Raw genomic sequence first — 13,486 nt, 5'->3', positions numbered from 1 at the left:
GACATGTCATGCAATCACCGCTCGGCGGACGAGATGCCCGACCGGCGGCTGCTGCTGCGGCTGGCCGGGGGCGGCCTCGCGCTGGCGGCGTTGGGGGCGGGAGCCGCCGGCTGCCGTGAGGAGGAGACGGCCGACGGAGGGGACTCCGCAGACCGGGCAAGCCGCGCCCCGTCCACGGGGGCCGCCGAGGACGGGGCGGGGCCCAAGGCACTGTGGACGGAGTCGACCTCGGCGCAGACGTACGGGGACAATGACGAACTCGTGGCCGCGGACGGCGTGGTCATCGCGACGGGCGAGCCACTCGCCGCCCTCGACGCGGAGACCGGCGAGGAGCGGTGGTCGCTGGCGGACGCCGCCATACCCGGCGCGCCGCTCCTGCTCGGCAACGGCACCCTTTACCTGGCCAGCGGCAAGTACGACGGAAGCGTGGCCGGGTACGACCCGGCCACGGGCAAGGAGACCTGGCGCAGCCGCCTGGGAACGGAGTACCGGCAGCCGAGGCCGGTCGCGGTGGACCGGGAGCAGGTCTACGTCATCGCCGAGATCCTGGAGGACGACGGCTCGTCCCACACCAACGTGATCGCCGCCCTGAACGGCACCACGGGCAAGGTGGCGTGGAAGGAGCAGCGGGACCTCGGCACTCAGCAGAACGGGGTGCGCGCCGCCGTACAGGGCCGCTACCTCGTCTACACGGACTACAAGAAGAACCTCACGGTCCGCGACACCGCCACGGGCCGCCAGGTGTGGACGCGGAAGACGACGCGGACGAACTGGGGCTCCTTCGCCGTCCACCAGAAGCTGGTGATCGTCCCGCAGGGGCGGAAGCTCCAGGCCTTCAACCTTTCCGACGGCAACGAGGAGTGGTCATTGGAGACCGATAAGTACCGTTCCTTCCAGGCACCGGCCGTCCTGGAGGACGAGCTGTACGTCGCGGACGGCGGCAAGACGCTCTGGGCCGTCGAGCCGCAGACCGGCAAGGAGCTCTGGCGGAGCACGGCTCTGGCGGACGCGGGGGTCCAGGAGCCGCAGCAGTTCGTCAAGGCGGGTGGCACCCTCTACGGCGCCACCCGCCTCGACAAGCGGGGCGGCGTGCACGCCGTCGACGCGAGGAGCGGTGACCTGCTCTGGACGTTCAATGACGAGTCCGGCGACTATCACGCGTGGCTGGTGGCCACCGACGGCAAGCACGTCTTCGCCCTGCACGGCAAGAACCTGCACGCCTTGCCGGCCTAGTGCCGCATCAGACGACGTCCGCCCGGTCGACGACGGCACGTGGTCGCCGGTCGCCGGCAGGGCGGGATCGCCGGATGAGAGGGCGGCGGATCATGCTGTCCCGTTCCTCGTGGGTGGCACGGTCGGGACTGTCGAGGGTAGTTCGCCGCTCTGTGCGTACATCAGTGTGCGTACAGAGGAACCGAAGAGCGCATGGCGGGAACACCGTTTCCGCCGGGTCCACGAGATGGGGCACTGCCCTCGCTTCGACTCGGGTCACTGGTTCCCGGCGCGCCGTCACCATGCGCTGATGACCGGCACACCGGGTTCGTGGTGCCGCCAGGCCTCATTGAGGCGCGAGAGCCGGTCCGCGGCGGCGATGCCGCGCAGCGACGCGATCTTGCCGTCACCGATCTCGAAGGCCACGGCGCCCACGACCCGGTCGCCGACCACGGCCAGGACGGCCGGAGAGCCGTTGACCTGCGCGAAGTGCATCGTGGGGGAGCCGCCGGCCAGCCGCCGCTTCGCCGGAGTGGCCTTGAACCCGGCCCGTACGAACGAGGCGATACGCTCGCGCGTCGTGTACCGCAGCAGCCGCCTGGCCAGTCCGGCACCGTCCGAGACCGCGGTCGCGTCGGCGGTGAGCATCGCGACCAGCCGTTCAGTGCGCCCCGACGTGGCCGCGGCGAGGAACTCCTCGACGATCCGGCGCGCGGACGCGGGGTCCACCTCGTGGCCGCCGCGGCGCTCGGCGGTGACCCGCCGTCGGGCCCGGTGGACGTGCTGCTGGCTCGCGGACTCGGTGATGTCGAGGATCTCGGCGATCTCGGCGTGGGGGTACGAGAAGGCCTCGCGCAGGACGTAGGCGGCCCGCTCGACCGGCGAGAGGCGCTCCATGAGGGTCAGGACTGCCAAGGACACCGATTCGCGCTGCTCGAAGGTATCGGCGGGGCCGAGCATCGGGTCGCCCTCGAGAAGCAGTTCGGGCAGCCAGTCTCCGGCAGCGCGCTCGTGGCGCGCCTGCGCCGAGCGGAGCCGGTCGAGGCAGAGGTTGGTGACGACCTTGGTCAGCCACGCCTCCGGAACCTCGATACGTTCACGGTCTGCGCCTTGCCAGCGCAGGAACGCGTCCTGCACCGTGTCCTCGGCGTCGGCGGCCGAGCCGAGCAGACGGTACGCGAGCGAGGCCAGCCGGCCCCGGCCGGCCTCGAACTGATCGATGGCTGCGCTGTCCATGCGGAGGAGCTTATGCGGCGACCCTCGCACCGGCACGGTCAGGTGAGGTGGCCAGGCGGCGCTTGCGCTTCGGCATGCCGAAGGTCGGGTGGGCGATACCCCATCCGGCACCCCTGAGCACGCCCGACTTGAGCCGCGCGGCGGTCCGGCCGCCCAGATACCAGGTCTTCGACCGGGCGTCCCCGTCCACCATCTGGAAGATCGCGTCCCGCCGCCCGAGGCTGATGTGGTTGCCGTAGTACTTCATGCCGGTGGTCGGTACTTCGCCGCCCGTCAGGCGCGCGATGATCGCAGCGGTCGCCTGCATGTTGGTGAGACCGGCCGAGGCGCAGGACATCGGCAGCGGCCGGCCGTTGTCCCCGATCGCGTAGGCGCAGTCACCGGCGGCGTAGACGTCCGGGTGCGAGACCGAGCGCATGGTGCGGTCGACGACGATCTGGCCGCTTTCGGCGATCTCCAGGCCGCTGGCGGCCGCGATGGGGTGCACGGCGAACCCGGCCGTCCACACGGTCACGTCGGCCGGGAGAGACGAACCGTCCGCCGCGATCACCCGCGTCGGCTCGACGGCTTCGATGGCGGTGTGCTCGTGGACCGTGACGCCGAGCCGGTCGAAGGCCTGGCGCAGGTGGCGGCGGGCCTTCGGGGAGAGCCAGGTGCCCAGCTCGTCGCGGGCGGCGAGGGCGACCGAGAGGTCGGGCCGCGACTCGGCGAACTCGGTGGCGGTCTCGATACCGGTCAGTCCCTCACCGACGACCAGCACGGTGCCGCCCTCGCCCAGGCCGGCCAGGCGCTCGCGCAGTCGCAGCGCAGAGGACAGGCCGGTCACATCGAAGGCGTACTCGGCCACGCCGGGGACCCCATGGTGGGCCACGGAGCTGCCGAGCGCGTAGAGAAGCGTGTCGTACGCCAGCTCGTCGTCGCTGTCCTCGCCGGTCACGGCGACGGTCCTGCGCTCGGGGTCGACGCCAATAACGCGCGCCAGGCGGAGCCGGACCCCGGTGCCCGCGAAGACGTCGGCGAGCTTGCGCAATGCGAGGTCCTGACCGATCGCGAGCTGGTGGAGCCGCATCCGCTCAACGAAGTCCGGAACGGCGTTGACGACAGTGATCTCGGTGTCGGTGGGGGACAGCCGACGGGCCAGGTTCCCGGCGGCGAAGGCCCCGGCGTATCCGGCGCCCAGTACGACGATGCGGTGCTTCATGGTGATGCTCCTGTCTGGATCGCGTGCCCCTTGAACGAGACGGCGCGCCGGTTGCTGACAGGAGCCAGGTATGACCTGGGTCACTATGCTGAGTGAGGTGCGCAGTCTTCGACGCACGCTTGAAATTGTCATGGGCAGGCAGAACGGGGCGAATGGTCAACTCCGGATCGAGGTGGCCAACCATCGAGCGGTGTCACAGCCCCGGCCCGGGAGGTCTGCCGACTGGGTGAGCGGAGCACGGTGTCGCTTCATTCTCCGTTCTAAGCGGCTGCTCGTAATTGCCGGAACGACTGACCTGTGCCGCCGAACCGCAAGCGTGTGCCGATGAGTGACGGAGGATGTCGAGAAGGCGCCACCGGCTACGTCCCAGGGGCACCGGCGTCCCAGCGGCTGAAGAGGAAGGCAGGAGTCAGCATGGCGATTCAGCGGATGGACAACGTCGGCATCGTGGTCGAGGACCTGGATGCCGCCGTCGCGTTCTTCGTGGAACTCGGTATGGAGGTGGAGGGTCGGGCGGAAGTCGGGGGACCGGTCGCTGACCAGTGCACCGGACTCGACGGCGTCCGCTGCGACATCGCGATGCTCCGGACCCCGGACAGGCACAGCCGACTCGAGCTGGCGAAATACCGCAGCCCCGCGGCGATCAGCGCCGAGCCGCGCAATCAGCCACACAACGTCCTGGGTACGCATCGCGTCATGTTCGCCGTCGACGACATCGAGAACACGGTCGCCCGCCTGCACGCTCACGGCGCGGAACTCGTCGGCGAGCTGGCGCAGTACGAGGACAGCTATCGACTCTGCTACGTCCGCGGGCCGGAGGGCATCATCGTCGGACTGGCCGAGCAGCTCGGCTGAGCACCCGCGAACGCCGAGTCCTCGTCGGGCCGGGACTGCTCGAGGGCGTAGCGGGCGACGTCGATGCCCTCATCTCCTCGGACACGGATCCGTCACCGGGGGCGAGGAGTTACGCGCAAGGCTCAGTCTGGATCGAGCGTACGTGGAGGACCTACGTGACGCCCGGGCCCCGCGGGGCGTCACGCCCAAGCCCGGCTGGGGGTGGGCGAACGACATTCAGTGAACCGTTGCCGAGACGGCGTCGCTGAACACGAGTCAAACAGTCTCGCGCACTCAAGGAGCTCCCGGCATGCGAATTGGCGATCAGCAACCGCCGACCGACAGCCGGGACCGTGATCTACTCCGGTCACGGAGTCCAAGGGGGAGTTCAACCGGTCGTCTCAACACTTGGCGGATTTCGCCAATGCGATACGGGTCCAGATTCACGAATGCAACGGCGCCGACGTCCAGTCCTGGAGGCAGTTCACCCCCGCCTGACCTGACGATCTGACGGTGGCCGCCGCCCCCACCGCGTTGGGGCCGGGGGGGCAGACTCCGGGGACGGCCGGCCACCCGCATAGTCGCAAGACCCACGTACCGTGGATCCTCCGTGAGCAAGCCCGGCTCCGAGCAGTTCCCCAACGTCCAGGACCGGCGGAGCGCTTGGGCGTCGGCCTCCCGGCAGACCCTGCTCGTCCGTTCCGCTGGCTTCGTCAGTGCTGACCGTGTGACACCCTCGGGTGCCGAGGCGTCGTCCGCAACCGCGCGTACCGCAGCCACGTCCATCGAAGGCATGAGCGAGAACACTCCGGGGCGGGCCGCAAGTACGAACTCGAAAGGCAGGAACAGCACCAGGTACCTTCTCGCCGGTCTCGGCGCGTCCGCCGGGCTGGTTGTCTGGGCACCACGGGCCACGTTCAGTATCGACGGAGGGTTCGAGGCCCACGCCCGCGATCTGAGCGTGCTCTTTGTCGACCTGCCACTCATTCTGCTCGGCGGCCTGCTGGTCCCGCCCCTCACCTGGTCTTTGGTCATCAGGCGAGTGCACCGTCCGTGGGTTGCGGTACTCGTAGCCTTGACCGCGCTCGCGCTCGGGGTGTGGGGACTCACCGAGTGGTGGACTCCCCGTCAGCATCCTGACCCCGGCTACGGGCCAGGGATCTGACCGCGCGCCCATGCTGATTTCGGCTCGCCAACGGCTGTCCCGTAATCGATCTTGACGTGGGGTCTGGTCGTTCACGCCGGCCGACAACGAGTCGGGACGATTGGCGAATGCCATCCTTCCGACTCGTGCGTGCGGTGATCAGGACCTGGAGCGGGCGGCTGTCGACAAGCAGCGGAACCGCGGCGAGGAACCGGTGGTGCGTCGCCCCGATCACCTCTTCCGGCCACCTCGGGCCGGCCCTCGCTCGGCGCGGACCCCTGGCTCGTTGTCGCAGTCTGCCGGCCCCTGCCGGGCAACCGCAACGACTGCAAGGCGTAGGAGCTGTCCGGCGGGGAGGCCGCCGTCGGCAGGAAAACAGTGATCGCTGACGGCGGCTACCGCGGCACCAGCCCGGTCATCCCGCACCGCCGTGAACGTGACCAGGCCGAACTGCCGGCCTGGAAACAGGAGCACAACGCCTCCCACCGCAAGGTCCGAGCCCGCGTCGATCACGCTTTCGCGCACATGAAGACGTGGCAGATCCGCCGCGACTGCCGCCGTCAAGGACGACGGCGTTCACCACGCAATGCTCGGTATCGCCCGCCTCCACAACGTCACCCACACCGGGTTCGTTCTACGCCGCGTCCGCCGACTGCAAGGACGGGGAGGCCGGGGCCGGTGTCTCGACAACGGCACTGGAGATCTGGGGTGGTGAGGTGCTCTCGGGGCCTGTGGGCCGGCCCGGGGGCTCTTCGGGAAGGCAGGAGAAGAGTCCCAGGAGAGCAGCGAGCGCGGCCGCGCCTGCCAGGATGCGCCCGAGGCGACGTATTCGCCCGCGTGTGTCGAGGTGGCGCCATGGGGGTTCGGACAGTGCGTCGTCGCAGTACCAGGTGTCGCCCACGTGGCCGCTTCTCTCCGGATGCCCGGTCCGCCTCCGGGCTGATGGCTCTCGCGGTGCGGACCGGGCGATGGCTTCCTCGCTGTCCGTGAGGAATCGCGTCCACACCGAATCAGGGGTGGGGTTCGGCACTGTCGCTCACTTCCGGGGAGTCGGTGTGTCATGGCCGGCACGGCGCGGCTCGTCCGGTGGACAGGTGTCTGTCTCGAGGCGGACGAAGGGGATCGTGCGCCCGGCCTCGCGCAGGGCCGACTCGGAGCCGTCGGCGGGCAGCCCCAGGTATGCGCACAGGCGACGAGCGGTGCGGGGGTGGCGCCGACCGTAGTCCGTCATGATGTCGGCGCCTTCGTCCGAAGTGAGGAAACGGGCGGTGACGGCGTGGTGGCGGTTGCCGAACTGCACGACCGTCTTCGGCCGGGCACGCAGGTTGCGATACCAGTCGGAGCGCGAACCGAAACCGGAGGCGACCGTCCAGCAGCGATACGGCGCCTTGTACGCCACGACTTCGAGAACCACCCGGCGGTCGCTTCCGCTGACCCGGCCCACATGGTGCAACAGCAGAAACCGTCTGCCGAGTAGCGGCCCCAGGCCGGCCCTGAACAGGAGGATGGGCGCGCGAGCGGCCTGCCGGCGCCAGCCGGCGGGGACGCGTGGTCTGGCGGGGTCCGCTTCGTCAGGTGTCATGCTCGCCTTCCAGAGGGTGGGCGGTGTCCACTCCCCGCATCGACGGGGCGGAAGACCCAAGAACGATCACTTCGGCAGGCAAAATTTTGCACAGTCTAAATGAAGGATCCCGGTAAAAAAGGACTCATGATGGAGCGCGAGTCCCGCGAGGGGACCATGGAGGACGTCGATGCCGTCACGCGGGAGGTTCTGACCGCCTCCCGGCTGCTGGTGGCGGTCTCCGCCCGTTCCTTGTCCGCTGTCGAGGACCGGGTCACGCTGCCGCAGTTCCGGATGCTGGTCGTCCTGTCCACCCGAGGCGCCACCAAACTCGTCGCTCTCGCCGACCTGCTCCGCGTCGCCCCCTCGACGGCCATGCGCATGGTGGACCGGCTCGTCGCCGCCGGGCTGGTGGACCGCCAGGTCAATCCCGACAACCGGCGGGAGACCCTGCTCCGGCTCACGACGGAGGGACACCGTACGGTCGAGGAGGTCACCGCCCGGCGGCGCACGGAGATCGCCGTCATCGTCGAACGTCTGAGCCCGGAGAAGCGGCGGGCGCTCATCGACGCCCTGTCCGCCTTCAACGAGGCGGGCGCGGAGCCCTCCGCCCCGGCCGGGGACACCCGGCCGTCCCCTCTCGGCTGGGAATGACGACACCGTACTCCGTTGCGGGTCCCATGCCCGTTGCGGGCGTGAGGGGGCCCGCGTATGAGCAGACGGCGCCGGGACCCGTCCGAGTACGGGGCTCCCGCGGCGGCGGAGTTCACGGGCCTGCCGCCTCGGTGGTTGATCGGTGAGGATGGCTCGTGTACGCGGCCTCACTCACGCTCGCCGGCAAGGCCCTCTACGCCGCCTTCGCCCTGGACTTCGCCTTCGCCTGGATCCTGGGCATTCTCTTCCAGTACCTCACGATCGTGGAACCAGGAAGGCGCGCAGCGGAGCCAGGGGGGAAGAGGAGTAGCGGGACCGACAACATCCATCCCATGCCCTGGGATGCTCGCGATCCCCACCAGCACGCAGAAAGGCACCATGACGAGCACGAACTCCCTCCCGCCACTGCCATGACACAGGTCAAGGTCGTCGTTGTCGGCACCAGCGGTCGCGGTCCGGTGCCGTTCACGCCAGATGAACGGCCGGTCAGGCACCTGTCAGGGACGCGTAAGGATCGTGTAAAGTCCGTCGCGGAGTGCCGGGAAGTCTGGTCGGCGATCAGGGAACAGTTGTCTTCGCCGATCGGGGTTGGTCTTCGTGGTACTCGTCGCGGTCTTCGGCGCCGCATTGCTCATCGCGGTTCTTCTCTCCGGACTCGCGGCCCGGACCGTACTGTCCACCTCCTTCCTGTTCCTGGTCGGCGGCGCTCTCGTCAGCGACGGGTTCCTCGGCCTGATCCACATCTCACCGGACAGCGACATCGTCGCGGTCACCGCCGACCTGGCGCTGTTCGCGGTGCTGTTCACCGACGGCATGCACGTGTCCTTCCCAAAGCTCAAGGAGAACTGGAAGAACCCGGCCCGTGCGCTTGGTCTCGGCATGCCGCTCACCTTCGTCGGCATGGCGCTGATCACCCACTACCTGGTCGGGTTCGACTGGACGACCTCCTTCCTCGTGGGCGCCGTCCTGGCACCCACGGACCCGGTGTTCGCCTCGGCGATCGTGGCCCGCAAGGAAGTGCCGGCCAAACTGCGGCAGTTGCTGAACGTGGAGAGCGGCATCAACGACGGGCTCGCCCTGCCGTTGGTGCTCGTCCTCATCGCAGCCGCCGGCCCGACCAGCGGCCACGCGGAGTCAGCTTTCGGGAAGATCGCCCTCGAACTCGCGCTGGGGCTCGCCTTCGGCGTAGTGCTGCCCCTGCTGGTGAACGGGCTCGTACGGTTCCGGCTGCTGGGGGCGGAGCCCAAGCTGCAGCCACTGCTGCCACTGGCCACCGGCATCATCCTGTACGCCGCCTGCCACCTGACCCACGCCAACCCCTACCTGGCCGCCTTCTCCGCAGGTGCCGTGCTCACCGCCGTGTCACCGGAGGCGAAGACGGCCTTCGAACCGCTGGGCGAAGCGCTCGCAGAGCTGGCCAAGTTCGCCGCACTGCTCGTTTTCGGTGCCCTGTTGACGCCCCAGCTCTTCGCCGACCTGTCCTGGACCGGCTACGTGGCGGTGATTCTGGCGATCTTGCTGGTGCGGCCCGCCTCCATGATGATCTCGCTCGTCGGCACGCAGTTCGACCGACGGGAGAAGCTGGTGGCCGCGTGGTTCGGCCCCAAGGGATTCGCGTCCGTGGTCTACGGGCTTCTCGTGCTGCAGGCCGACATCCCGCAGGGGGAGCAGGCGTACACGCTCATCGCCGTCTGTATCGCCTTCTCGATCATCGCTCACAGCAGCACCGACGTGCCCATCGCGAAGATCTTCGATGTCGAGGACCTGACCGGCATCCCCGAGCCGGCGACCAGCGGGCAGAAGCGAGTTCCGAGCCAGGAAGAAGGCCATGTTCGCCAGTCGTGAGCACGGCGAGCGCCGGCCGGAACGAGGTGCTGCGGGACCGCTGCTCGGCGTCGGCGCACTGGTCACGATCGCCGGGAGCGCGATGTATGTGCTGCCCGGCCCTGGGCTGCCGCTCTTGGCCATGGGCGCGGTGCTCCTGCCCGGAGTGGTCGGCCTGTGGCTCCTCAGCCGGAGGCGGAGGTGACCGGGCCGTCCTCGGAAGCGTACGTGTGGCGTGCGGGGTGGCTGGGCCGCGTGGCGACTGCGGGGTGGTGTGTGTTGTTCGTGGAGTTCGTCGAGCGTCCCTCCGGCGGGGTGCTTGCTGGTCCGCAGCCCGGCGCGGTGTTCTTCGCGGTCTGGACGTCGCTGGTGGCGGGGTGGCTGTGCTGCCGGGTGGGACTATGGCGCCTCACCGCGGACCGCGACGGGGTCCACATCCGCAGAATGTGGACAGTGACGTTCCTGCCCTGGTCGAAGATCGAGCGAGTGGACCTGCGGCGCGACGGACTGCTCGAGTTCGTGGGGACGACGCAGGCTCCGCCGGCGGGTCTGTTCCCTCCGCCATGGGCCGGCAGGCTGGCCCGTCGTAGGGGAGCCGGGGCCCGAGCGGCACAGGTGCTGACCGAGATGGCACGACACGTCGATGCCCGCCCGCAGGTCCGGGCAGGGCGGGCCACTATCGGATCGGCGTTCGCCTCACGGGTGGTGCCGCTGGCAGCCGTCTTGTTCATCGCAGCGGAGTACGTCCACCGCTGACCCAGCCACCTGGACGAGAGTTGTGGGCGTCTACTGAACTGCTGGTACCTGACCGGCTTCAGTGCGCTCTGGTTGCCCTTCGCGGTCGCCCAGTGCCGCGGCCGCCCGTTCCCGTGGCCGCGTCACCGCGGCCCCGTACGGTTGCTCGGCGCAGCGGGTCTGCCTCCGAGCAGGCGTCGTCGCACAGAGCAAGCCGGAGGCGACAACCCGTTGGCGGGAACATCGGCCGCCGACTTGTCGATGCCACGGGCTTCCGTGATCGTCCGGACAGGTCCTAGTCAGCGGGTGTCCCGACGGTCACTCCACTGGAGTGCGTGATCCTGGACGAACTCGGCGAAGGTGCGGGGCGGGCGGCCCGTGAGGTCCAGCACCGCGGTGCTGACCTGGTCGTCCCGGCCGGTTCGGATGCCGGCGTCGACAGCGGCGAGGGCGGTCGCGAAAGCGTCCGGCAGGCCGGACGCACGGTAGGCGTCCGCCTGCTCGGCGACTCCGACGGGCACGACCCGGATTGGCCGGCCGGTGTGGATGGCGATGGTCTGTGCCGCATCCTGGTAATTCAGCGCCCTCGGCCCGGTGAGTAGGTAGTCACGCCGGTCGTCGGGGTGGCCGTTGGGTTCGGTCAGTAGCACGGCGGCTACCGCCGCGATGTCTCGAGCGTCGATCCAGCCCACCCGGCCGGTTCCGGCAGCGGTGCGGATCTCACCGCGTCGCCGGATCCGCTCACCCAGCGGGTGGGGGGCCAGGAAGTTCTGCATGAACCCGGAGGGACGCAGCACCACCCATCCGGACCGGGCCCGCACGTGCGCGGCCAGTTCCAGCGCGCTGGCGGCACCGGGCAGCACGATAGCGGAGCCGAGCAGCACCACCCGGCGCACGCCGCGGCGTTCGGCCTCGGCCAAGAACGGTGCGACCAGCGGCATCGGGTCGGTGGTGTCCACCGGAGGCACCAGGTAGACCCGGTCCATCCCGTGCAATGCGGCCGGATGGGTGGCCGGATCGCTCCAGTCGAACCGAACCGCGTCCGGAGCGTCGGCCGCTGGGACGCGGCTTGCCACCCGGACCGGCACACCGCTTCTGCGGAGCAGTTCGGCCAGGGTGCTTCCGGTCTTTCCGGTGCCGCCGGTAATCAGCACGCCGGTCATCGGGTGGCCTGCGAGCGGAGCGAGTCGAGCAGTTCGGGCAGCGTGCCGGCCGCTGCGGCGGCCGCCAGCGGGTTCCAGTAGTCCCGATAACGGGTGATCAGGCCCTGGTGGGTGGTGAGCACCGTGATGTAGTCCAACTGGTACGGCGTATCGGTGGCCACCGTGCGACCGCGCGCGGTGAACTCCACCACGATGGTGTCCGGCTGGTCCGTGTGGCGCACAGTGAGGGTCGGGATCGTCTGCACGTCCATCAGGTCCGGGTAGCCGGCCAGATAGCCCCGGACGGCCTCACGTCCGGTCAGCCGTCTCGGCGATGCCCCCTCGGCGAACGGGAACTCGGCGGTGCCGTACTCCGCCCACAGATCGGCGACGGCATCCATGTCTTTGGCCAGCAGCAGCTCCAGCAGCCGGCGGAAGGTCATTTCGGGAGTGCGTCGTGACACGGTGATTCTCCAGCGTTCTGCAGGATGTGTGACCGCACCAGAGTGGGCCCACGAGGCAGTGCCGTGGAACGCACCAGCGAGCCCCGGACCACTGGTGCGTGGCTAAACCGGGTGCCGCTGTGTCAACCTGCCCGGGTGAGCAGAGCAGAACTAGCTGACTTCCTGCGCCGTCGACGGGAGGCGCTGCGCCCCGCCCAGTTGCCGGCCACGGCTGTCCACCCACCCGGCCCGCGCGCCCGGCGCACTCCCGGGCTGCGGCGGGAAGAGGTGGCCGCCCTGGCCGGGGTGTCCACAAGCTACTACGAGCGACTGGAGCAGGCCCGCGCGCCGCGTCCGTCGCCGCAGGTGCTGTCCGCACTGGGAACCGCGCTGCGCCTCACCGACACAGAGCGTGAGCACCTGGCGCGGCTGGCCGGTCAGATCCCGCCCAGTACGGACGCCGATCGCACGCCGGTACCCGCCGATGCACGCCGACTGCTGCATCGGCTCGGGCCGTTTCCCGCCTACTTGGTGAACGACCTGGAGGACATCGTGGCCTGGAACTCTGCGGCGGCCGCGTTGATCATCGACTTCGCGCAGTTGCCCGCCCACGAGCGCAACACTGTGCGTCTCGCCATCCGGCTGGGCGGCACCCTCTGCTCGGCACCCGTCGGCGCGGAAGGCGACTTCGCCCGGCAGTCCGCCGCCCACTTGCGCGCGGCCGGAGCCCGTCACCCGGCGGACCGTGCGCTGGGCGAGCTGGTCAACGAGTACGCCGCGCACAACCCCGACTTCGTCGCCGGCTGGCGCAGCCATGACGTGCACCCCCGGCCGACGCTGCGTAAACGCCTGCGTCATCCCGAACTCGGCGAGTTGGAACTGGATCGTCAAACCCTGCTCATGCCCGGTACCAGCCTGCGGTTGGTGCTTTACACCGCAGATCCCGGCAGCCCGAGCGCCGCCGCACTGGCCAAGCTGGGCCCTCCCGACGCGACACCGTGACCGTTGGCCCAGGCCTGACGGGACGGCAGAGCCCCCTGTCCACGAGCGCTCGGGAACCCCAGTCCAGCGGCTGGCAGACCTTGCCTCGGCGGCAGGTGTCCCCCAGAGACAACGGGTGACGGGCCATCGGCCGTGCCTGCAGCCGGATCGGGGCTGACGGCATAGCCCTGTTGTGCGCCCGGGTGGCTATGGCGCATGTATGAGGTATGTGGTCGGCCGGAATCCGGTACGGCGCGGCGCGTACCGCCTCGGTGTGGTCTCGGCCCCAGCGGCACGGGGCCCGTTCGGAAACCTCCTGTGCGAGAGTGTGCGGGGCGAGTTCGCCCAGCGGGTCTCCGGCACCGGGATCTGCTACAGCCAGGACCGCGGCGGAGCCCCACGAGAGATCGTCTTGCGTCATGGCTCTGCCGCGTCCGAGTCCGCACAGCCCCGGCCGACCCGAGGGGCCGGGATGCCGGCGTTCAACAGGCCCGCCTGTACGTCCGTGGCCGCGGATAC

At 69.7% G+C, this 13,486-nt stretch carries 13 protein-coding genes and 1 pseudogene; 9 read left to right on the top strand and 5 right to left on the bottom strand.

Annotated elements, in window-relative coordinates; translation table 11 throughout:
• Window positions 1–3: 3 nt before the first annotated feature.
• Entirely contained in the window at window positions 4–1,233 is a 1,230-nt protein-coding gene (locus AMK11_RS23070; RefSeq protein WP_073730312.1) for an outer membrane protein assembly factor BamB family protein, read from the top strand.
• A gap of 276 nt (window positions 1,234–1,509) precedes the next feature.
• On the opposite strand, the gene AMK11_RS23065 is transcribed toward AMK11_RS23070, so the two are convergent.
• Together AMK11_RS23065 and AMK11_RS23060 are read right to left on the bottom strand one after the other, a co-directional pair.
• The gene (locus AMK11_RS23065) at window positions 1,510–2,448 is read right to left on the bottom strand and encodes a sigma-70 family RNA polymerase sigma factor (protein WP_073729933.1); all 939 of its coding nucleotides are present in this window, start codon (window positions 2,446–2,448) and stop codon (window positions 1,510–1,512) included.
• Between the two features lie 10 nt (window positions 2,449–2,458).
• Complete coding sequence (locus AMK11_RS23060) at window positions 2,459–3,649, bottom strand: NAD(P)/FAD-dependent oxidoreductase (RefSeq protein ID WP_073729932.1); 1,191 nt, start codon at window positions 3,647–3,649, stop codon at window positions 2,459–2,461.
• A gap of 414 nt (window positions 3,650–4,063) precedes the next feature.
• On the opposite strand from AMK11_RS23060, the gene AMK11_RS23055 reads away from it, so the two are divergent.
• The 3 genes and pseudogenes from AMK11_RS23055 to AMK11_RS38615 all read left to right on the top strand — a co-directional run.
• The gene (locus AMK11_RS23055) at window positions 4,064–4,504 is read left to right on the top strand and encodes a VOC family protein (RefSeq protein WP_073729931.1); all 441 of its coding nucleotides are present in this window, start codon (window positions 4,064–4,066) and stop codon (window positions 4,502–4,504) included.
• Between the two features lie 589 nt (window positions 4,505–5,093).
• Window positions 5,094–5,648 carry a hypothetical protein gene (locus tag AMK11_RS23050; RefSeq protein WP_338012655.1) on the top strand — a complete coding sequence of 185 codons (555 nt, stop codon included), beginning with the start codon at window positions 5,094–5,096 and terminating at the stop codon, window positions 5,646–5,648.
• Window positions 5,649–5,897: 249 nt separating this feature from the next.
• Window positions 5,898–6,342 (top strand): annotated as a pseudogene (locus AMK11_RS38615) (transposase family protein); the annotation flags it as partial.
• Between the two features lie 321 nt (window positions 6,343–6,663).
• Here AMK11_RS38615 and AMK11_RS23035 read toward each other — a convergent pair.
• Window positions 6,664–7,209: a nitroreductase family deazaflavin-dependent oxidoreductase gene (locus AMK11_RS23035; RefSeq protein ID WP_073729929.1), complete on the bottom strand. Its 546-nt coding sequence runs from the start codon at window positions 7,207–7,209 to the stop codon at window positions 6,664–6,666.
• Window positions 7,210–7,335: 126 nt separating this feature from the next.
• Here AMK11_RS23035 and AMK11_RS23030 point away from each other — a divergent pair, with 126 nt between their 5' ends.
• From AMK11_RS23030 to AMK11_RS23015, 4 genes are all read left to right on the top strand, one after another.
• A complete protein-coding gene (locus AMK11_RS23030; protein ID WP_073729928.1) occupies window positions 7,336–7,842 on the top strand; it encodes a MarR family winged helix-turn-helix transcriptional regulator in 507 nt (168 codons plus the stop codon).
• Between the two features lie 597 nt (window positions 7,843–8,439).
• Window positions 8,440–9,687: a cation:proton antiporter gene (locus tag AMK11_RS23025; RefSeq protein WP_073730310.1), complete on the top strand. Its 1,248-nt coding sequence runs from the start codon at window positions 8,440–8,442 to the stop codon at window positions 9,685–9,687.
• Entirely contained in the window at window positions 9,671–9,871 is a 201-nt protein-coding gene (locus AMK11_RS23020; RefSeq protein ID WP_073729927.1) for a hypothetical protein, read from the top strand. The genes AMK11_RS23025 and AMK11_RS23020 overlap by 17 nt, the downstream gene beginning before the upstream one ends.
• 50 nt (window positions 9,872–9,921) lie before the next feature.
• A complete protein-coding gene (locus AMK11_RS23015; RefSeq protein ID WP_143194590.1) occupies window positions 9,922–10,422 on the top strand; it encodes a hypothetical protein in 501 nt (166 codons plus the stop codon).
• A gap of 278 nt (window positions 10,423–10,700) precedes the next feature.
• Here AMK11_RS23015 and AMK11_RS23010 read toward each other — a convergent pair whose 3' ends face one another.
• Both AMK11_RS23010 and AMK11_RS23005 read right to left on the bottom strand, forming a co-directional pair.
• Entirely contained in the window at window positions 10,701–11,564 is an 864-nt protein-coding gene (locus AMK11_RS23010) for an NAD(P)H-binding protein (protein ID WP_073729925.1), read from the bottom strand.
• Window positions 11,561–12,007 (bottom strand): nuclear transport factor 2 family protein, encoded by a 447-nt coding sequence (locus tag AMK11_RS23005; RefSeq protein WP_079187636.1) that lies wholly within the window; start codon window positions 12,005–12,007, stop codon window positions 11,561–11,563. The genes AMK11_RS23010 and AMK11_RS23005 overlap by 4 nt, the downstream gene beginning before the upstream one ends.
• Window positions 12,008–12,118: 111 nt before the next feature.
• On the opposite strand from AMK11_RS23005, the gene AMK11_RS23000 reads away from it, so the two are divergent.
• Window positions 12,119–12,988 (top strand): helix-turn-helix transcriptional regulator, encoded by an 870-nt coding sequence (locus tag AMK11_RS23000; protein WP_338012657.1) that lies wholly within the window; start codon window positions 12,119–12,121, stop codon window positions 12,986–12,988.
• Window positions 12,989–13,486 lie beyond the last annotated feature (498 nt).

Origin of the sequence: Streptomyces sp. CB02414 (assembly GCF_001905385.1) — a bacterium.
Taxonomy (GTDB): domain Bacteria; phylum Actinomycetota; class Actinomycetes; order Streptomycetales; family Streptomycetaceae; genus Streptomyces.
The sequence above is the reverse complement of the archived record's forward strand: the minus strand, read 5'-3'. Positions and strand labels throughout refer to the sequence as shown.